An 18,437-nucleotide genomic window follows, 5' to 3' on the forward strand; every position below is an offset into this window, starting at 1 on the left:
TCAACATAGGCGGTTTTTGGCAGGGCTGCGAGAAGAACCGGGGGCGCATCGGCGGCGCGTAGGCCCCGCGCAACGGGCCGGCGGTTGCGCGCGCCGGACGGATTCGGGCCCGTTCAACGGCGCCTGCGGTTGCGTTGCGCGCGCCGCTGCCAGGCGGTCAGCGAAACACCGGCGCCGACGCGAGCGCCGTCAGCACGGCCGGCATCGCGAGCGCGGCGGCGATCGTCTGGAACGCGGTGATGCCGGCCATCAGCGGCGCATCGCCGCCGAGCTGGCGCGCCATGATGTACGACGAGGACGATGTCGGCAGCGCCTGGAACAGCAGCGCGATGGTCAGCGCGGCATCGCCGAGCCCGAACAGGCGGCCGGCCGCGAGCGTGACGAGCGGCATCGCGAGGAACTTGAATGCCGATGCGACGCACATCGGCTGCAGCCATCCGCGTGCCGCATCGAATTTCAGTGCCGCACCCACGCACAGCAGGCCGAGCGGCATCGACGCGGCGCCGAGCGCGCGCATGGCCGGTTCGACGGCGGCCGGAAACCCGACGCCGACGGCCTGCATCGCGATCCCGAGCGCGCAGCCGACGACGAGCGGATTCGACAGGATCTGGCGCATGAGCGCCCCTGCGCCGAGCCGAGTTTCGCCGTAGCGCGCGAACACCAGCACGCACATCAGGTTCACGGTCGGGACGATCGCCGCGACGCACACGGCCGCGAGCGCGATCCCGTGCGCGCCGAACAGTCCGGCGGCGAGTGCCGTGCCGACATAGTTGTTGAAACGCACCGCGCCCTGGAACACCGACGTGAACCCGGCGCCGTCCACCTGCACGAATCGGCGGACCAGCAGCAGAAGCGCCGCGACGAGCACGGTCGAACCGACCAGCGCCGCCGCGAGCGGCAACACGGGCAACGATTGCAGCCGCGCATTCGCGAGACTGTCCGCGAACAGCGCGGGCAGCAGCACGTAGTAGCAAAGCCGCTCGGCGTGCGGCCAGAACGCATCGGCGATGAAGCCCGTGCGCCGCAGGCCGTGGCCGAACGCGACCAGCAGCGCGACCGGCGCGAGCGCGAGCAGGATCGGGCCGATCATCGGCGCGCCTTCAGATGGGCCGGGCGGGACGGGCGGCAGGCGCAGCAGCGGAGCGAAGCGGGAATCCATCCGGCGGGCAACATGGCGGCACGCAATCGAAAGAGTGAGGGTGCCGCCAAGTTAACACGCGGATGAAGCAGGAATAATGGTTAATTATCGGGTGTTCAATGAGAAATTCTCATCGATGACGCGGTGATTTCGGCGCCCAGCGCACGCGCGAAACGCTCGGCCGGGCGCGACCGGTGTTCGAGCAGCACGACCGCGCGGCCCATCTGCGGCTGGCCGAACGGCAAGCGCGTGACGGGCGGCAGACGCGCGAGCGTCGAGTCGGGGAGCGCGACGATCGCCGCGCCGAGCCCGCGCGCGACCATGCGCGCGATCGTCTCCGCGCTGTCGAGCACCATCTCCTCGCGCACGCGCACGCCGATGCGGCGCAGCTCGGCGGCGATCATCCGGCCGGCCCACGCCTGCGCGTCGAAGCGGATGAACGGCAGCGCCTCGAGCAGCATGCCCGCGTCGCGCTCCGCATAGTGCGGCGGCGCGAGCAGCCAGAAGCGGTCTTCGTACAGCGTGGTCCAGGTGAGTTCCGCCGGATGCGGGCGCACCGGGCGTGTCGTGATCGCCGCGTCGAGTTCGCCGGCCGCGACGCGGTTCGCCAGTTCGGCCGACATGCCGGCCGATACGTGCACGCGCAACGACGGATGCGCGTCGCGCAGCGCGAGCAGCGCATCGGGCAGCGGGCCGGACAGCGCGGTCTGGATCGCGCCGACCCGCAGGCGCCCGACCAGCTTCTTCTCGTCGCTGAGCGCATCGGGAATCCGGTCGACCATCGCGAGCACCTGCTCGGCCTGCGCGACGAGAATGTTGCCGGCTTCGGTGAGTACCGGCTGGCGGCGCGAACGGTCGAACAGCTGGACGTTGTATTCGTTTTCGAGCGTCTTGATCTGCAGGCTCACGGCGGACTGCGTGAGCCCGATCGCTTCGCCGGCGCGTGCGAAGGTCCGGTATCGGGCGATCGCGACCAGCGTTCTGAATGCGCGTAGTGACATGGACTCGGTGAGGTGGGTGGCCGGGGCCGGCACGCGGATTGCTCGATGATGCCGGCGGCGGCGCAGGGACGGCACGCCGATCGCGCACCGATGGCCGCGGAAGCGGGCGGACGCAGCCCGCACGCTGGCGGACATCATGCCCGTGCGTGCGAAAACGGGCAACCGCGGCATCGGCAGGCCGACGCGGAAAGCGTGGTGCGGTGCGGCGCGTGCCGCCCGGATGTGTTTCATCGATGCCTCGGGGCGGCGCGGGCCGTCGCGTTCGTCCCGGTCCTTCGCGGAGGGAGCAATGCCTGACGACCCCGGTGATGTGGCACGCGCGAGCTATCGCGCGTATGTCGACAAGGACCGCGACGCGATCGAAGCGCTGATCGCGCCGGACTTCCATTTCACGAGCCCGCTCGACAACCGGCTCGACCGCGACACGTATCTGGCGCGCTGCTGGCCGAACAGCGCGATGCTCGCCGCCTTCGACTTCGTCGACATCGCCGTGCACGGTGAATACGTGTTCGTCGTGTACGAAGCGGAAACGAGCGCCGGCCGGCGCTTCCGGAACGCGGAGCGATTGCGCGTGCGCGACGGGCGGCTCGTCGAGGCCGAGGTGTATTTCGGCTGGTATGTGCCGCACCAGGCGCCCGATGGCGGGTTCGTCGAATCGGGTGGTTGAGGGCGCCGCATCGACATGCTTACCCCGCCGCATGCTCTCCGAGCGCCTGAATGAACCGCGAAAACAGCTCCGGCTGAGACGAGATGCCGAGCTTCGCGTAGAGATGCCGCCGATGCACCTTCACCGTCTCCGGTGAAATCGCCAGCCGCTCCGCGATCGCCTTCGACGAATTGCCGCGCAGCACCATTCGCGCGATCGACATCTCGCGATCCGTCAGCACGCCCGCGCCGAAGCGCGCGAGCGCCTGCTCGACGCGCGCGCCGAGATCGTCGTCGGGCGTCGCGCGCGCGGCATCGCCCACCAGCCGCCAGTGCTGCCGGATCGCCGCGAGCACCCACGGCATCGCGGCCGTCAGCTTGCCGAGCGGCTCGACGTCGAAGCGCGTGGACGCACCGAGCGACAACGACAGCAGCAGGTCGGGGTTTGGTCGCAGCAGGATCTGGATTTCGTCGTCGCCGACCGCATCGCGGAAATAGCTCAGGAAATACTCGCTCTGCCGGAACAGGTCCGGCGCAACTTCCTCGAGCCGGTAGCAGCCGTCGGCGAGCCCGTCGTGCGCGGCCTGCAGGAACGGATCGAGCAGATATAACCCATTGAGGTAAAGCGGCACCGGCGACGCGCTGTCGGTGCCGCCCGTGTCGTATTCGTCGAGCACGAGCGGCACGCCGTCGCGGCCGATCGCGGTCGCGAGCGCGTTGTCGAACGGCACCATTTCATTGAGCAGCAGCACCAGGAACCGCCAGAAACGCGGCTGGCCGAGATGATCGATTGCGCGGCCGAGCGCCTGGTGCATCGCGATTTCGGAGAAGAGTCGATCCATACCACCACCGGAGGGCGTAACACGAAGGGGGAATAGCGGTCCTGAATTTGGCTTCCTAGACTGCCACGCAATCAATCGGGCCCGAGTATGGGTGTTCAAAAAAACGGCGCAAAGGATCTGTCCGCACATGAATCGCGCAGGCGTAGTGCATAGGCAGACAGACCGCAAGCACAGGAGAACGAAATGGCGATGATGTCGGAATCGACGGGCACGCTGCAAGCGACGCCTGCCACGGAAGACGCGCCGCGCGCGTTGTCGCAGACGCTCAGCGTGCGTGATGCGGTGATGATCACCGTGTCGGGCGTGACGCCTGCAAGCTCGATCTTCGTGATCGCGCCGTTCGCGATCCAGCAGGCCGGCAGCGGCGCGGTGCTGTCGTTCCTGCTCGGTGGCGTGCTCGCGCTCGCGTTCGCGCTCTGCTACGCGGAGCTCAGCGCCGCACACCGCAGCGCGGGCGGCGAGTACGTGATGGCCAAGCGCGTGTTCGGCACGCTGCCCGGCTACCTGACTTTCATCACGGTGCTGTCCGTCAGCGTGTTCATCCCGGCCGTGCTCGCGAGCGGCGCCGCGCCATACCTGAACAACGCGCTCGGCACGCACTTCGGCAACCAGTCGGTCGCGCTGACGATCGTGCTGCTCAGCTACGTGCTGGGCATGCTGAACATCAAGACCAATGCGTGGATCACGGGCGCGTTTCTCGTCGTCGAGATCGGCGTGCTGATGCTGATCGCGGGGCTCGGCTTCGGCTCGCCGCATCGCGGCGCCGAGGTGCTGGTCGCGCCGGTCGTCGCGAGCGGCACTGCACTGGTGCCCGCCACGTTCGCGGCGATCGTGCCCGCGATCGGCACGGCGATCTTCTGCTACAACGGCTTCGGCTCCGCCGCGTATCTCGCGGAAGACCTGCGCGGCGGCAACCGCAACGTCGCGAAGGCGGTGATCTATTCGCTGCTGGTGATCCTCGTCGTCGAACTGATCCCGCTCACCGCGATCGTGCTCGGCGCGCCGTCGCTGACGGAGCTGACGAAGAGCGCCGACCCGATCGGCTATGTCGTGCGTTCGCTGAGCAACCCGGTGGTATCGCGCGTGGTCAGCGGCGGGATCTTCCTGTCGGTGTTCAATGCGATCATCGCGATCGTGATCACGATGGGACGCCTGCTGTACAGCAGCGGCCGGCATGCGCTCTGGTCGCGCACCTGCAACCGCGCATTCTCGACGATCCATCCGCGCTTCGAATCGCCGTGGCTCGCGACGCTCGCACTGGCGGTGCCGTCGTCGGGGCTGGTATTCGTGTCGAGCCTCGACGAGCTGACCGCGTTCACGGTCGACCTGCTGCTGCTGATCTATCTGGTCGTCGGGCTGGCCGCGCTGGCGAGCCGGTTCGTGCGCCGCGACGTCGAACATCACTACCGGATGCCGCTGTGGCCCGTGACGCCGCTCGTCGCGGTCGCGGGCGCCGCGTACACGCTCTACACGACGCTGGCGACGGCGACCAAGCCGACCGACCTGATCATCATCGGCGCGCTGCTGGCGGCCGCACTCGTGATGTATGCGGTCTGGGCGCGCCACAGCGACGCGTTCCGCGCGCTCTGAATGCCGCGTCGAAACCTTGCCATACCGAAACATCGAACCATTGAAACACGGGAGGAAATGCATCATGCGCACGAGGGATCTCGGCATCCGCATCGGACTCGGCACGCCGGGCCGTTTCAACGCGATCACGGACGTACCGGGCGTGCGGGTCGGACATTGCACGCTGAACGTCGAGAACGGCGACGCATCGATCCGCACCGGCGTGACCGTCATCGAGCCGCGCGCGGGCGCCGCGCACGATTCGCCGTGCTTCGCGGGCGTCCACGTGCTGAACGGCAACGGCGATGCGACCGGGCTCGAATGGATCCGCGAGGCCGGCCTGCTGACGACGCCGATCGCCTATACGAACACGCACAGCGTCGGCGCGGTGCGCGATGCGCTGGTCGCGAACGAACGCGAAGCGGCGGCCGGCCGCGTGTACTGGTGCATGCCGGTCGTGATGGAAACCTACGACGGACTGCTCAACGATATCTGGGGGCAGCACGTGAATGCCGCGCACGTCCAGCGTGCGCTGGCCGCGGCGCAGTCGGGGCCGGTCGCCGAAGGCGGCGTCGGCGGCGGCACGGGGATGATCTGCCACGAGTTCAAGGGCGGCATCGGCACCGCGTCGCGGGTGGTCGCGGCCGACGCGGGCGGCTGGACCGTCGGCGCGCTCGTGCAGGCGAACTACGGCGTGCGCGAGATGCTGCGCGTGGCCGGCTATCCGGTCGGTGAGGTGCTGCGGCACGTGCATTCGCCGTTTCGTGCGCCCGATGCGCGAGGCGAAGCCGGGATGGGCTCGATCGTCGTCACGATCGCGACCGACGCGCCGCTGCTGCCGCACCAGTGCACGCGCCTCGCGCAGCGCGCGAGCGTCGGGCTGGCCCGTGTCGGCGGCGGCACGGAGGATTCGAGCGGCGACATCTTCCTCGCGTTTGCGACGGGCAACGACGGGCTGCCGGCCGCGAACTACGGCAGCAAGGGCACGCCCACGACGGCCGTGACGATGGTGAACAACGACCATATCTCGGCGCTGTTCGCCGCCGCGGCGGAAGCGGCGGAGGAAGCGATCGTGAATGCGCTGGTCGTGGGGAGCGACGTCGAGTCGCGCGGCGCACGGGTCGAAGGGCTGGGGCAGGCGCGCTTGCTGGATGCGTTGCGCGAAGTGGGGTGGCGGCCGGGACGCGGCGCGTGAAACGCGGTGCGCCGCTTCAATCGAAGCGGCGCGGCGGGCGGGGTCGTTGCGGCGATCGATCGGCGCGTCGCGCGCGCGCATGCGATGCGTGCGCGGCGGGCTCGGCCGTGACGACGCGGCGTCATGCTCAGCTACCGAAGTAGACGTTGCAGAAGCTGACGGGGCCGACGCATGCGTTCGGGTCTTCCTGCTTTGATTGCGCACGATCGACGCGACCTGCGGCCTGGACGGCTTCGGCGCGGTTCGCCGGTTGCTGCGCGTGGTCGGCCGGCGCAGGCTGGGCGTGCGCGACAGCGGCGGTGAGCGACAGGGCAACGAGGGCGAGGTGCAGCGGCTTCATTTGAGTTTCTCCTGGGTCAGTACCAGTCTCGCTGGCAGTGAGGAAACTATAGGCTCGCACTGCTTGAAGATTAATCGCCGCGGGCGCAGAGCTTATTTCCAATCGGAACAAGGATAACGTTGCGTGCGCATCGATCGCGGTCGATCACCGTCGTCGATCAATGACGGTGGCGGTTGAACGGCGCGTCCTTGTCCAGCAGCGCGCTGCGGATGAAGTGCAGGCAGCCGACGATGCGCTGCATGCGGTGGCGCTCGGCGGGCACCGCGTACCACGCATGCAGCGTGTGCTGCGCGGCGCGGATCGCCAGGTTCACGGATTTGAGCGTGCGCGCGTGGTGGACCGGCGTCGGATCGTCGAAGAAGCGCGGCAGCTCGCGCAGCACCGCATCGACCGACGCGGTCCAGCGCGTCGTCTGCGGCGGTTTCGATTCGCAGAACCCGTGCAGCTCGTCGCGCAGGTCGATCACCGCATGGCCGACTTCGAGGGTCGACAGCATCCAGCGCAGCGCGTCGCGATGCTGTCGCGTGCGCCTGACGAGCAGCGTGCGCAGCTGCGCCATCAGGTCGTGCGTGCTCGACTGGAAGCGCGCCGCGAGGCCCTCGCGCGTGCCTTCGCAGGCGAGCGTGACCTGGCGGCGCAAATCGTGCGCGATGCGCGACGTGAGCCACGGCATGTGGGTCGGAAACACCACCGCGAACACGATCGAGCATGCAAGCATCGCGATGACGACGGCGAAGCCATTGTTGACGAGCACCTCGGGGGTGTACGCGATCGCGTTGTCGGGCCCTGCGAGCAGGCAGAAGAACACCGCGAAGCCGATCCCGTAGCCGGATAGCCCCGGACGCATCGCGAGAAACGCGCCGAGGCCGAGCACCGGCGCGAGAGCCGCGCACAGCAGCGGAAAGCCGTCGATGTTCGGATACACGTAGCACAGGAACACATAGCCGACTGCGGTCGCGAACGCCGCGCCCACGGCCATCTGCGCGACGAACTTCGACGCGCGCGGCGAAGTCGAGCTCAGTGCGCACGCGATTGCCGTGGCGATCACGGCGAGCGAGCCGCTCGGCCATTCGGACGCGATCCAGAACGCGCTCATCGCGCCGACGGCGACGAGCGTGCGCAGGAACGCGAAGCCGACGAAGAATGAATTGGTCTTCACCGCGTAGTGCGTGACCGAGCGTTCGAACGCATGATCGTCGCGGTCGAGCGACGCGTACGTGTCGGCATAGCCGACATACTCGCCGATGAAGCGATACATCAGCTCGATTGCGGTATCGAAGTCGAGCAGGCCGCCGGCCGCGTGATCCTCGATCTCGCGGCGCGATGCGCGGGCAGCCTTCGGCAACGCGCCGTGAAAGCGGCGCAGTTCGAGCAGCGCGCCGGTCGTCGACGCGATCCCGCGCTGCCGCTCGTCGCGCAACGCGGTGATCCGCCGCGCGAGCCCGTCGACATGCGGCGCGAGCGCGTCGAGCACGGCGTCCGAGCGGTTCGCGCGCAAGCGCTTGACGAGCTGGTGCAGCGCATGCAGGCGCGTGCACGCGTTCATGAACTCGCTGTTCAGCCGCGCGAGCCGACGGCTGCGCGCGCGGATGTGCGGATCCTCGAACGACGCAAACGCGCGATTGGCCTCGAAGCCGACGATCTCGTCGACGAAATCGGCGAAGCGCCGCTCGAAATCGCCGCGCGCGAGCTCGCCCGACAGCGCGCCGGCCGCGAAGGCCGGGAACTTCACGTGGCGGGCGGTCAGCGAGCGCATCAGCGCCTTCGCGGAACTGAGCGGCAGGATCAGCGCGCTGACCGCACCGGAGCACGCGATGCCCAGCGCGACTTCCGCCGCGCGCGTGAGCGCCGACTGGAACAGCGTCTGCGGCGTCATTACCGCCGGCAGGCCGATCAGCGCGGCGGTGTAACCGGCAAGCACGAACCCGTACCAGCGGAAGTGGCGGTTGCGCACCGCGAGCGCGATGCAGGCGCCGATCCACAGCGTGATGCCGGCCATGTACAGCTCCGGCTGCTGCGCGAACAGCCCGCCGAGCGCGAGCGCGGCGACGAGGCCGGCCGCCGTGCCGAGCACGCGATAGAAGCTCTTCGCGAACACCATCCCCGACAGCGGCTGCATCAGCACGAACACGGTCGTCATCGCGGTGCGCGGCTGCGACATCTCGAGCCGCATCGCGATGCCCATCGCGAGCAGCGCGGCGAACACGGTCTTGGCGAGGTGCAGCCAGATCAGCCCGTCGCTCACGGCCCAATCGCGCGCGGCGCCGCCGAGCGGATCGAGCCAGGCGCTCCATCGTGCGGGTTCGATGGAAGGTCGCTCGGCAGGTTGTGGCTTCATGAAAAGGAAAGGGCGTGCGGTGTCGCGGCGCGTCCGGACGGGTCCGTTCGACTGGTGAGGCGCCGATTGTAGGAGCGCGGCGCGCGGGCATTAACGCAGCTACGGGGAAACGATAGTTGCAGGCCGCGTAACAATCTGTCGCGTCCACTGGAGGAAAATGTCGGCTCCGCTACAGGTTTGCTCACACGAATGGATACCCTACAAAACATGCGGGTGTTTTCGCGCGTCGTCGAGACGGGCAGTTTCACCGCGGCCGCGCAATCGCTGAATTCGACGACGGGCGCGATGTCGCGCGCGGTGTCGGAGCTCGAGGCGCGCCTGCGCACCCGTCTGATGAATCGCTCGACGCGCCGTCTCGCGCTGACGTCGGCCGGCGAAAGCTATCTGCGGCGCTGCCGGCAGATCCTCGCCGACGTCGATCGCGCCGAGGAAGAGGCAAGCTGCGCGCATGAGCGGCCGGCCGGCGTGCTGCGCATGCACAGCTTCGCGAGCGTCGGCCATCACTACGTGATGCCCGCGCTGACGCGCTATCACACGCAGTATCCGGACGTGTCGATCGAGCTTTCGTTGTCGCAGCGCATGCCCGACCTGTTCGACGGCACGAGCGACATGGCTGTCGTGACCGCGTCGTCGCTGCCCGATTCTGAACTCGTGTCGCACCTGCTCGGCTCGACCTTCAGCATCCTGTGCGCGTCGCCCGAGTACGTGAAGCGCCACGGCGCGCCGGCACGCCCGCAGGATCTCGGTGCGCACGCGTGCCTGACGCTCTGCACGCCGGCCTTCCCGACCCACGAATGGGTGCTCGAAGGCGCCGGGGGCGTCGAGCAGATCCATGTCGCCGGGCCGGTGCAGACCAATACGGCCGAGTCGCTCGCGCTCGCGATCCGCGACGGCATCGGGATCGGCATGCTGCCGCTGTATTCGGCGATCGACGCGCTGCGCGACGGCACGCTCGTGCGCGTGCTGCCCGAGCACATCCTGCAGAAGATGAACGTGTATGCGCTGTATCCGTCGCGCCGCTTCGTCGACGCGAAGGTGCGTACCTGGGTCGAGATGCTGCGGGCGCAGGTGCCGGGGATGATCGCGCGCGACGTCGAGATGCTGAACGCGATCGACCGCGAATCACAGGCCGCCTGACGGCGAATACAGAAAGCAACAGGATGGCAGCGTGCCGGACGGCCCGCTGTCTGTCCGGCCGCGTCATCACGGGCCGGTTCGCGCGGTATCCGCCGCGCCCGCAGGTCACAAGTCATGCGGGCGCGGCGTTACCGCATGCATTCACTGCGCGGGCTTCGCTGCCACGCCCGATTCGGTTGCGCCCGCACCGGCCGGGCCATATGCGGTTTGCGCGGCCTTGTGCTCGGCGAGCCGCTTTGCCGCGAGGCGCTCCTGCGCCGCCATGATGTCGTCCGGATAGTTGCCCGCGTCGCCGAGCGACGGGTTGTAGCCGACCGATTCGAGGTCATAAAGCTCCTGCAGCACCTGTGCGCGCGTGACGGGCGACTTGGCGGACTGCGCGAACGACAGGGCCGGTGCGGCAAGCAGGACGGCAGCGGCGGCGGTAACGACGAGCGATTTCACGATGTTCTCCTGTAGACGGGGGTGAGGCCGGTTCAGCGATCGATGCGCGATCCGAACCATCGACGCCAGTCTATGCAGCGCATGCGGCCACAAAAACCCCGATTCCAGGCAGGCTGCTTTCCAGATGGCACAACATTGACGCACGTCGCCCGTGCCGACCCGGCCCGTGCGCGGCGACACGGACGTGGCCGGCGGGCGACGCGTCATTCCGTCGTGCGGATCGGCGGTCAGAAGCGCGTGCGCATGCCGATCGTGCCGACGACCTGGTTCGCGGTGCTCGATGCGCCGCCCGACGTGTTGATGAACGCCTGGTAGCCGCGGCCCGATGCGTGCTGGTACATCGCTTCCGCGTACAGGTCGGTGCGGCGCGACAGCTTGTACACAGCCTGCAGGTCGACCTGGTGCCACTTCGGATCCGTGCCGTGCTTGCTGTCCGGGTTCGACACGCTGGCGTCCGTATACACGTAGGCCGCGCCGAGGCTGACGGCCGGCGTCACCGCATAGCGCACGTTCACGTCGTAGTTGTTGAACGCGACCTGGCCGGTGGAGCCGAACGAGCCCGAGTTGTCGTACTGCGAACGCGTATAGACGAAGCCGACCGTCGCCGGACCGAACCCGTAGCTGACGCCGCCGCCATAGGTGCGCATGCGGTCCGCGCCCACCGACCAGCCGCCCTGGCTCACGCTCTTCGCTTCGGCCACGTCGGTCGCGCCGGGGCTCGCGCTCGTCGAGCCCTTCGTGCCGTTCATCTGCAGGTACGCGCCGGCCAGCTTCAGCGGGCCGTTCGTGTAGCTCGCCGCGACGCTGTACGCGCGGTTGCCGGCGAAGTTCGTCGAGTTCGAGAAGCCGTACAGCGCGCTGACCTTGAAGCCCGCGATCGTGTCGCTCGTGTACTTGACCGCGTTGTTGATGCGCACCGAATGGTTCAGGTTGTCGTTGTCGAACGGGTGCGCGAAGCCCGTATCGCCGAAGTCGCCGGCCGTCGCGGACAGCGGCGCGACGAAATCGACCATCGTGTCGTACTGGCGGCCGAGCGTCAGCGTGCCGTAGCCGCTGCGGCTCAGGCCGACGTATGCATGGCGGCCGAACAGCTTGCCGTCCTGGCCGAGCGCGCCATTGTTCGCGTTGAAGCCGTTCTCCAGCACGAACAGCGCCTTCAGGCCGCCGCCGAGGTCCTCGGTGCCGCGCAGGCCGAAACGGCTGCCGTTGATGGTGCCGGTGGTCATCCGCCACTGGGACCCGCCGTTCACGTTGTTGGTGTACGCGATGCCGGCGTCGATCAGGCCGTACAGCGTGACCGAGCTCTGCGCGTGCGCGAGCGGGGCGAAGAGTGCGGTGGCGGAGGCGGCGGCAATCAGGGTTTTGTTCATCAGAATTTGCTCCGAGAAACCCCGCCATTTCCCCCAAGGGGACTTCCTTCGGGGCGGATGGCGGGAAGGAAAGGAGTGCTGTTGACAGGCAGCTTCTTCCACGGGTTAGGATCCCCGGCATGATTCTTGTCTACCGCTACCGGGTGAAGTCGCTCAACGGACTGCTCAACAAGCAGAGCCGTGCGGTGAACTACGTCTGGAACTTCTGCAACGACACGCAGAAGCACGCGCTCAAGTGGAGCAAGAAGTGGCCGACGGGATTCGATCTGAACGTGCTGACGACGGGGAGCAGCAAGGCGCTCGGCATCCACTCCGGCACGATCAACGCGACGTGCGAGCAATATGCGAAGTCGCGCAGTCAGCACCGTCGGCCCTACCGGCGCTATCGCGGCAGGAAATCGCTGGGCTGGGTGCCGCTGAAGGGGCGTGACCTGAAGCGCGAGGGTGACGCATTCCGTTTCGCCGGCAACACGTTTCGGGTATTCCACAGCCGGGCGCTTCCCGAAGGCAAGATCAAGGATGGGGCCACCTTTGCGCAGGATGCACGTGGCAACTGGTTTCTGAACATCGTGATCGAGATGCCCGATGTTCAGGCCCGCCCGGTCCGTTCCGGTGTTGGCATCGATCTCGGCCTGAAAGACTTCGCCACACTTTCGACGGGCGAGAAGCTGCCCAATGACCGATTCGGCCGACGCGCGGCGGAGAAACTGGCGAAAGCTCAACGGGCGCGCAAGCACAAGCGACATATCGCGAAGCTGCACGCCAAAGTGGCGAATGCCCGTGCCGATTTCCAGCACAAGCTCGCGCTCGATCTGGTGCGGCGTTTCGATTACCTCGCGGTCGGCAACGTGTCGGCCGCGAAGCTCGCCAGAACCAGGATGGCGAAGAGCGTCTACGACGCATCCTGGTCGTCCTTCCGAAACAAGCTCCGTTACAAGGCGATGGCGCACGGGGCCACGTTCGAGGAAGTCGACGAAAGCGGTTCTACCCAGTCCTGTTCGTCGTGCGGGTCGAAAGACAGCACGACGCGGCCGAAAGGTATCGCGGGACTGCGAATAAGAGAGTGGGCCTGTAGTGACTGTGGTGTCGAGCATGATCGAGATACCAACGCTGCGCTGAACATTCTCCGATGCGGACGTGCATCGCCAGGTGTGGGAATCACCTGCCTTTAGGCGGGTGAGGACGTCAAGTAACTGCTCCTGCGTGTGGGACGGTGATCAAAGTTCGGCGCAAGTGTAGGGGCGCGTCCGTTCGATTCCGGCGGGCGGCGCGCGAGCGCACCGTTGCGAGCCGCGCAAGAGTGCGTCATACGGCGTTCACAAACCGGCGCGGCCGCGGCGAGCCGGGCGTTTTCGAGGAAGGCGCGGTGCGTGATGTGCGATTGCCGCGCGTGCCGTGTCGCGCATTGACAACACGCGCGTCACCGGCGTGGGAGTTGCTCGCCGCACCGCGCGCGTGGAGAATGAGCCATCCCATGCCGGGACAAGGAGACATCGATGACTACGCATCACCGTCCGTCCTTCAGTGCCGCGCTCTGCTACCGCGACCCGAAAGCCGCGCTCGCATGGCTCGAACGTGCATTCGGTTTTGAACGCGCGCTCGTCGTCACCACACCGGATGGCAACATCGCCCACGCCGAAATGAAATTCGGTGATGGTGTCGTGATGATCGGCGGCACGTGGGCCGACTTCATCGCGTCACCGGAAGACACGGGCGACCGCAATACCCAGCACGTCCATGTGCATTTGCCCGACGACGCGGACATCGACGCGCACTGCGAACGCGCACGCGCGGCCGGCGCGGAGATCCTGCAGGCGCCGGCCGATGCGTTCTACGGCGATCGCATGTATCGCGCGCGTGACCCCGGCCGCCACGTGTGGACGTTCGGCAAGCACGTGCGCGACGTGACCAACGACGAGATGAGCGCGGCCACCGGCCTGAAGATCGAGGATTTCCGCTGAATGCCGGACCCGCTGAACGAGCCGGATTTCCCCACCACGCGGCGCGCTGACGCCGCATGACGCCAGGACCCACATGAATCTCTTCAATGCACGCCTGCGCGGTCGCGACGGGCTCTTCACGATCGGCATCGACGGCGACAGGATCGCGCGGATCGACGCGCAAACCGCGCCCGTCGCGCCCGCCGGCGCCGACGATATCGACGCCGGCGGCCGTGTCGCGATACCGCCGCTCGTCGAGCCGCATATCCATCTGGATGCGGTGCTCACGGCCGGCGAGCCGGCCTGGAACATGAGCGGCACGCTGTTCGAGGGGATCGAGCGCTGGTCCGAGCGCAAGGCGACGATCACGCACGAGGACACCAAGACGCGCGCGCATGCGGCGATCGGCATGCTGCGCGATCACGGCATCCAGCACGTGCGCACCCACGTCGACGTCACCGATCCGACGCTCGCCGCGCTGAAGGCGATGCTCGAAGTGAAGGACGAGGCGCGCGGGCTGATCGACCTGCAGATCGTCGCGTTTCCGCAGGAAGGCATCGAGTCGTTCGACGGCGGCCGCGCGCTGATGGAGCAGGCGATCGATCTCGGCGCGGACGTCGTCGGCGGGATTCCGCATTTCGAGAACACGCGCGAGCAGGGCGTCAGCTCGATCCGCTTCCTGATGGAGCTGGCCGAGCGCACCGGCTGCCTCGTCGACGTGCACTGCGACGAGACCGACGATCCGCATTCGCGCTTTCTGGAAGTGCTCGCGGAAGAAGCGCGCGTGCGCGGGATGGGCGCGCGCGTGACGGCGAGCCACACCACCGCGATGGGCTCGTATGACAACGCGTACTGCTCGAAGCTGTTCCGGCTGCTCAAGCGTGCCGGGCTGAACTTCGTGTCGTGCCCGACCGAGAGCATCCACCTGCAGGGGCGTTTCGACACGTTTCCGAAGCGGCGCGGCGTCACCCGCGTCGCGGAGCTCGATCGCGCGGGCCTGAACGTGTGCTTCGGGCAGGATTCGATCAAGGATCCGTGGTATCCGCTGGGCAACGGCAATATCCTGCGCGTGCTCGACGCGGGCCTCCATATCTGCCACATGATGGGCTACGAGGACCTGCAGCGCTGCCTCGACTTCGTGACCGATCACAGCGCGACGACGATGCATCTCGGCGACGGTTACGGGATCGCAGTCGGGCGGCCGGCAAACCTGGTCGTGCTCGATGCGGACAGCGACTACGAAGCGGTGCGCAGGCAGGCGAAGGCCACGCTGTCGGTTCGCCACGGGAAGGTGATCATGCGGCGGGAACCGGAGCGCGTCACGTATCCCGAGTGACGGGGGCGCGTGGGAGGCGGCACGCGCCGCCACGGGGCGTCTTCACTCGTTCATTCGTGAAATGCATGAGTTGATCAGAAAAATACGTGTGTCTCATGATCGGCCGACGCCTACGATGCGGTCCTGACGGCGGCGTGCATGGTGCGCGCCGTCTTGTCGATCCTCGTTCGCCGACCTCATGCGCCTCGACCTTCCATCCGCTCCCGCGTCTTCTGCGCCGTCCGCCAGCCCGTTCGCGCGGATGGCTGTCGTCACCGTCCTGACCGGCATCGGCGCGGGCTTCGGCGGGATGCTGCTCGCGCTGCTGCTGCACGCGATCCAGCATGTCGCCTACGGCTACAGCCTGTCGCACGTGGTCGGCACCCAGAGCTTCCTCACGGGCGTGACCCTGGCCGACCCGTTGCGCCGGCTCGCGGTGCTGGTCGTCTGCGGGCTCGTCGCGGGCGGCGGCTGGTGGGCGCTCTACCGGTACGGCCGGCCGCTCGTCAGCATCCGCCGGGCGGTGCGTGCGGCCGATCCGCGGATGCCGTTCGTCAGCACGACGGTTCACGCGCTGCTGCAGATCGTCACCGTCGCGCTCGGTTCGCCGCTCGGTCGCGAAGTCGCACCGCGCGAGATCGGCTCGCTGCTCGCCGGGCAGCTCGCGCACCGTGCGGGGCTCACGTCTGCCGACTGCCGACTGATGGTCGCGTGCGGCGCGGGCGCTGGCCTGGCGGCCGTCTACAACGTTCCGCTCGGCGGCGCCGTGTTCGTGCTCGAAGTGCTGCTCGGCACGTTCGAATTGCGCGCGCTGGTGGTGGCCGTCGTCACCTCGGCGATCGCGGCGGCCGTCGCATGGATCGGCCTCGGCAACGAACATCAGTACACGGTGCCTGCGTTCGTGCTGAGCACGCCGCTGGTCGCGTGGTCGATCGTCTGCGGGCCGCTGTTCGGTTTCGCCGCATACGGCTTCGTGCGGCTCACGACCCGTGCGCGGGCGGATGCGCCGAAGGGCCGGCTGCTGCCCGTGCTCGCGCTGGTCAACTTCGCGGTGATCGGTGTGCTCGCGATGTGGTTTCCGCAACTGCTCGGCAATGGCAAGGGGCCGGCTTCACTGGGTTTCGACGGCACGCTGACGATCGGCGTCGCGGCGACGCTGCTCGTGCTGAAGGTACTGATCGAGGCGGGCAGCCTGCGGGCGGGCGCGGAGGGCGGGCTGCTGACGCCGGGCCTCGCGAACGGTGCGCTGCTGGGCGTCGTGCTCGGCGGGCTGTGGGGCCTCGTGTGGCCGGGCGCGTCGATCGGCGGGTGCGCGCTGATCGGCGCGACCGCGTTTCTTGCCGCGTCGATGCAGATGCCGATCACGGCCGTCGTGCTGCTGCTCGAATTCACGCGCGCGAATCACGACAGTCTCGTGCCGATGCTGCTGGCCGTGGCCGGGTCGCTCGTGGCGTATCGCTTCGCGCAGCAACTGGCCGAGCGGCGCGCGAATGCGATCGCGACGGTCAGCACGCCGGAGACGGCGACGGCGACGCACTGACCCGCTGACCCGCGCCGTCATCCGTCAACCGAAGTCATCCGCACGGGCGGCCCCCCGGCTGCCCGACGTCGTTTTCCTTCCCGTTTCCTCGCCTGTTCTCGTGCTTATCGCTGCCTGATCACGATGGCGCGCCCACCAAAGCGCGTCTTTCGGTTCTGTGCAAGAATCCGCGCGTTTCCGCGCCGCCGAACAACGAACCATACGCGCGCGGATGTCCCTATCAGGAAACGAGGAGCTCAAGTTGGTCCAACGCATTTCCCGCTTTTTCACGCAGGTGGTCCACCGCGTGCTGCCCGACCCGTTGATCTTCGCGATCCTGCTGACGATCGTCACGTTCGCGCTCGCATTCGGCCTCACGCCGACCACGCCGGTGCAACTCACGACGATGTGGGGTTCAGGCTTCTGGAACCTGCTCGCGTTTTCGATGCAGATGGTGATGATCCTCGTCACCGGCCACGCGCTCGCGAGTTCGCCGCCCGTGCGCCGCCTGCTCGTTGCGCTCGCAAGCACCGCGCGCACGCCAGGGCAGGGCGTGATGCTCGTCGCGTTCGTCGGCGCGCTCGCCTGCGCGATCAACTGGGGCTTCGGCCTCGTGCTCGGCGCGATGCTTGCGCGCGAAGTCGCGCGCCGCGTGGCCGGCAGCGACTACCGGCTGCTCGTCGCGTCCGCGTACATGGGTTTCCTCAGCTGGCACGGCGGGCTGTCGGGTTCGGTCCCGCTCGTCGCCGCGACGAAGGGCAATCCGATGGAAAAGACCATCGGGCTGATTCCTGTGTCGGACACGATCTTCACCGGCTACAACGCGTTCATCACGATCGGGCTGATCGTGATGCTGCCGTTTCTCGCGCGGATGATGATGCCGAAACCCGGCGACGTCGTCAGCGTCGATCCGGCGCTGCTCGCGGAACCGCCGAGCGTCGAGCGCCAGCTCGGGCCCGACGCGACGTTCGCGGAACGGCTGGAAGAGAGCCGCGCGCTGTCGGTCGTCGTTGCGGCGCTGTGCGCGGCGTTCCTCGTGCTGCGTTTCATGCAGAAGGGCTTCGCGCTCGACATCGACACCGTGAACCTCGCGTTCCTCGCGGCCGGCATCCTGCTGCACCGTACGCCGATGGCCTATGCGCGCGCGGTGGCCGGCGCGGCGCGCGGTGCATCGGGGATCATGATCCAGTTTCCCTTTTACGCGGGCATCCAGGCGCTGATGGATCACTCGGGGCTCGCGGGCGTGATCACGAAGTGGTTCGTCGATATCGCGAACGTGCACACGTTCCCGCTGCTCGCGTTCCTCAGCTCGGCCGTGATCAATTTCGCGGTGCCGTCGGGCGGCGGCCACTGGGTGGTGCAGGGCCCGTTCGTGATGCCGGCCGCGCAGGCGCTCGGCGCCGATCTCGGCAAGGCCGCGATGGCGATCGCCTACGGCGAGGCGTGGACCAACATGGCGCAGCCGTTCTGGGCGCTGCCCGCACTCGCGATCGCCGGGCTCGGCGTGCGCGACATCATGGGGTACTGCGTGACGACGCTGCTGTTCTCGGGCGTGGTGTTCGTGGCGGGGATGTATCTGTTTTGACCGAACGCGGCGCGAGGCAGGCGGGGGTGGCCCGCCGCGTCGCGCCGGCGTGAATCGCG

16 protein-coding genes are annotated in these 18,437 nt (G+C 67.9%); 9 read left to right on the top strand and 7 right to left on the bottom strand.

From position 1 onward, the window contains the following. Nucleotides 1–157 precede the first annotated feature (157 nt). Both LMA02_RS22330 and LMA02_RS22335 read right to left on the bottom strand, forming a co-directional pair. On the bottom strand, nucleotides 158–1,090 hold the full coding sequence (locus tag LMA02_RS22330) for an AEC family transporter (RefSeq protein ID WP_228909850.1): 933 nt from the start codon (nucleotides 1,088–1,090) through the stop codon (nucleotides 158–160). Nucleotides 1,091–1,254: 164 nt separating this feature from the next. Then, entirely contained in the window at nucleotides 1,255–2,139 is an 885-nt protein-coding gene (locus LMA02_RS22335; RefSeq protein WP_228909851.1) for a LysR substrate-binding domain-containing protein, read from the bottom strand. A gap of 289 nt (nucleotides 2,140–2,428) precedes the next feature. On the opposite strand from LMA02_RS22335, the gene LMA02_RS22340 reads away from it, so the two are divergent. Then, nucleotides 2,429–2,806: a nuclear transport factor 2 family protein gene (locus tag LMA02_RS22340; RefSeq protein ID WP_228909852.1), complete on the top strand. Its 378-nt coding sequence runs from the start codon at nucleotides 2,429–2,431 to the stop codon at nucleotides 2,804–2,806. A 19-nt stretch (nucleotides 2,807–2,825) separates the two neighbouring features. Here the strand turns inward: LMA02_RS22340 and LMA02_RS22345 are convergent, their stop codons facing one another. Continuing rightward, nucleotides 2,826–3,626 carry a helix-turn-helix transcriptional regulator gene (locus LMA02_RS22345; RefSeq protein WP_212069596.1) on the bottom strand — a complete coding sequence of 267 codons (801 nt, stop codon included), beginning with the start codon at nucleotides 3,624–3,626 and terminating at the stop codon, nucleotides 2,826–2,828. A gap of 183 nt (nucleotides 3,627–3,809) precedes the next feature. Here LMA02_RS22345 and LMA02_RS22350 point away from each other — a divergent pair, with 183 nt between their 5' ends. Together LMA02_RS22350 and LMA02_RS22355 are read left to right on the top strand one after the other, a co-directional pair. Continuing rightward, nucleotides 3,810–5,216, top strand: coding sequence for an APC family permease (locus LMA02_RS22350; protein ID WP_228909853.1), 1,407 nt, complete (start codon nucleotides 3,810–3,812; stop codon nucleotides 5,214–5,216). 64 nt (nucleotides 5,217–5,280) lie between these two features. Next, a complete protein-coding gene (locus tag LMA02_RS22355; protein ID WP_228909854.1) occupies nucleotides 5,281–6,390 on the top strand; it encodes a P1 family peptidase in 1,110 nt (369 codons plus the stop codon). A 127-nt stretch (nucleotides 6,391–6,517) separates the two neighbouring features. On the opposite strand, the gene LMA02_RS22360 is transcribed toward LMA02_RS22355, so the two are convergent. Next, on the bottom strand, nucleotides 6,518–6,730 hold the full coding sequence (locus LMA02_RS22360) for a hypothetical protein (protein WP_011658750.1): 213 nt from the start codon (nucleotides 6,728–6,730) through the stop codon (nucleotides 6,518–6,520). 157 nt (nucleotides 6,731–6,887) lie between these two features. After that, nucleotides 6,888–9,068, bottom strand: coding sequence for an FUSC family protein (locus LMA02_RS22365; RefSeq protein ID WP_228909855.1), 2,181 nt, complete (start codon nucleotides 9,066–9,068; stop codon nucleotides 6,888–6,890). A gap of 189 nt (nucleotides 9,069–9,257) precedes the next feature. On the opposite strand from LMA02_RS22365, the gene LMA02_RS22370 reads away from it, so the two are divergent. Continuing rightward, complete coding sequence (locus LMA02_RS22370) at nucleotides 9,258–10,205, top strand: LysR family transcriptional regulator (RefSeq protein ID WP_166723734.1); 948 nt, start codon at nucleotides 9,258–9,260, stop codon at nucleotides 10,203–10,205. A 141-nt stretch (nucleotides 10,206–10,346) separates the two neighbouring features. Here LMA02_RS22370 and LMA02_RS22375 read toward each other — a convergent pair whose 3' ends face one another. Both LMA02_RS22375 and LMA02_RS22380 read right to left on the bottom strand, forming a co-directional pair. After that, nucleotides 10,347–10,649: a DUF4148 domain-containing protein gene (locus LMA02_RS22375; protein WP_228909856.1), complete on the bottom strand. Its 303-nt coding sequence runs from the start codon at nucleotides 10,647–10,649 to the stop codon at nucleotides 10,347–10,349. A 227-nt stretch (nucleotides 10,650–10,876) separates the two neighbouring features. Further along, nucleotides 10,877–12,019, bottom strand: a complete 1,143-nt coding sequence (locus LMA02_RS22380; protein WP_228909857.1) for a porin — start codon at nucleotides 12,017–12,019, stop codon at nucleotides 10,877–10,879. A 119-nt stretch (nucleotides 12,020–12,138) separates the two neighbouring features. Between LMA02_RS22380 and LMA02_RS22385 the strand changes: the two genes are divergently transcribed. From LMA02_RS22385 to LMA02_RS22405, 5 genes are all read left to right on the top strand, one after another. After that, complete coding sequence (locus LMA02_RS22385) at nucleotides 12,139–13,191, top strand: RNA-guided endonuclease InsQ/TnpB family protein (protein WP_228909858.1); 1,053 nt, start codon at nucleotides 12,139–12,141, stop codon at nucleotides 13,189–13,191. Between the two features lie 324 nt (nucleotides 13,192–13,515). Continuing rightward, complete coding sequence (locus tag LMA02_RS22390; RefSeq protein WP_228909859.1) at nucleotides 13,516–13,980, top strand: VOC family protein; 465 nt, start codon at nucleotides 13,516–13,518, stop codon at nucleotides 13,978–13,980. A 73-nt stretch (nucleotides 13,981–14,053) separates the two neighbouring features. Beyond that, nucleotides 14,054–15,295: a cytosine deaminase gene (gene codA / locus LMA02_RS22395; protein ID WP_175659284.1), complete on the top strand. Its 1,242-nt coding sequence runs from the start codon at nucleotides 14,054–14,056 to the stop codon at nucleotides 15,293–15,295. Nucleotides 15,296–15,473: 178 nt separating this feature from the next. Beyond that, entirely contained in the window at nucleotides 15,474–16,814 is a 1,341-nt protein-coding gene (locus LMA02_RS22400; RefSeq protein WP_228909860.1) for a chloride channel protein, read from the top strand. Between the two features lie 241 nt (nucleotides 16,815–17,055). Next, nucleotides 17,056–18,378: a TIGR00366 family protein gene (locus LMA02_RS22405; protein ID WP_175676929.1), complete on the top strand. Its 1,323-nt coding sequence runs from the start codon at nucleotides 17,056–17,058 to the stop codon at nucleotides 18,376–18,378. Nucleotides 18,379–18,437 lie beyond the last annotated feature (59 nt).

Source organism: Burkholderia sp. B21-005 (genome assembly GCF_020843965.1).
Classification (GTDB): domain Bacteria; phylum Pseudomonadota; class Gammaproteobacteria; order Burkholderiales; family Burkholderiaceae; genus Burkholderia; species Burkholderia ambifaria.

Bases quoted from the DNA above. Each gene is read 5' to 3' on its own strand.
- LMA02_RS22330 (WP_228909850.1), bottom strand. From the start codon at position 1,090: ATGATCGGCCCGATCCTGCTCGCGCTCGCGCCGGTCGCGCTGCTGGTC.
- LMA02_RS22335 (WP_228909851.1), bottom strand. From the start codon at position 2,139: ATGTCACTACGCGCATTCAGAACGCTGGTCGCGATCGCCCGATACCGG.
- LMA02_RS22340 (WP_228909852.1), top strand. From the start codon at position 2,429: ATGCCTGACGACCCCGGTGATGTGGCACGCGCGAGCTATCGCGCGTAT.
- LMA02_RS22345 (WP_212069596.1), bottom strand. From the start codon at position 3,626: ATGGATCGACTCTTCTCCGAAATCGCGATGCACCAGGCGCTCGGCCGC.
- LMA02_RS22350 (WP_228909853.1), top strand. From the start codon at position 3,810: ATGGCGATGATGTCGGAATCGACGGGCACGCTGCAAGCGACGCCTGCC.
- LMA02_RS22355 (WP_228909854.1), top strand. From the start codon at position 5,281: ATGCGCACGAGGGATCTCGGCATCCGCATCGGACTCGGCACGCCGGGC.
- LMA02_RS22360 (WP_011658750.1), bottom strand. From the start codon at position 6,730: ATGAAGCCGCTGCACCTCGCCCTCGTTGCCCTGTCGCTCACCGCCGCT.
- LMA02_RS22365 (WP_228909855.1), bottom strand. From the start codon at position 9,068: ATGAAGCCACAACCTGCCGAGCGACCTTCCATCGAACCCGCACGATGG.
- LMA02_RS22370 (WP_166723734.1), top strand. From the start codon at position 9,258: ATGGATACCCTACAAAACATGCGGGTGTTTTCGCGCGTCGTCGAGACG.
- LMA02_RS22380 (WP_228909857.1), bottom strand. From the start codon at position 12,019: ATGAACAAAACCCTGATTGCCGCCGCCTCCGCCACCGCACTCTTCGCC.
- LMA02_RS22385 (WP_228909858.1), top strand. From the start codon at position 12,139: ATGATTCTTGTCTACCGCTACCGGGTGAAGTCGCTCAACGGACTGCTC.
- LMA02_RS22390 (WP_228909859.1), top strand. From the start codon at position 13,516: ATGACTACGCATCACCGTCCGTCCTTCAGTGCCGCGCTCTGCTACCGC.
- codA (WP_175659284.1), top strand. From the start codon at position 14,054: ATGAATCTCTTCAATGCACGCCTGCGCGGTCGCGACGGGCTCTTCACG.
- LMA02_RS22400 (WP_228909860.1), top strand. From the start codon at position 15,474: ATGCGCCTCGACCTTCCATCCGCTCCCGCGTCTTCTGCGCCGTCCGCC.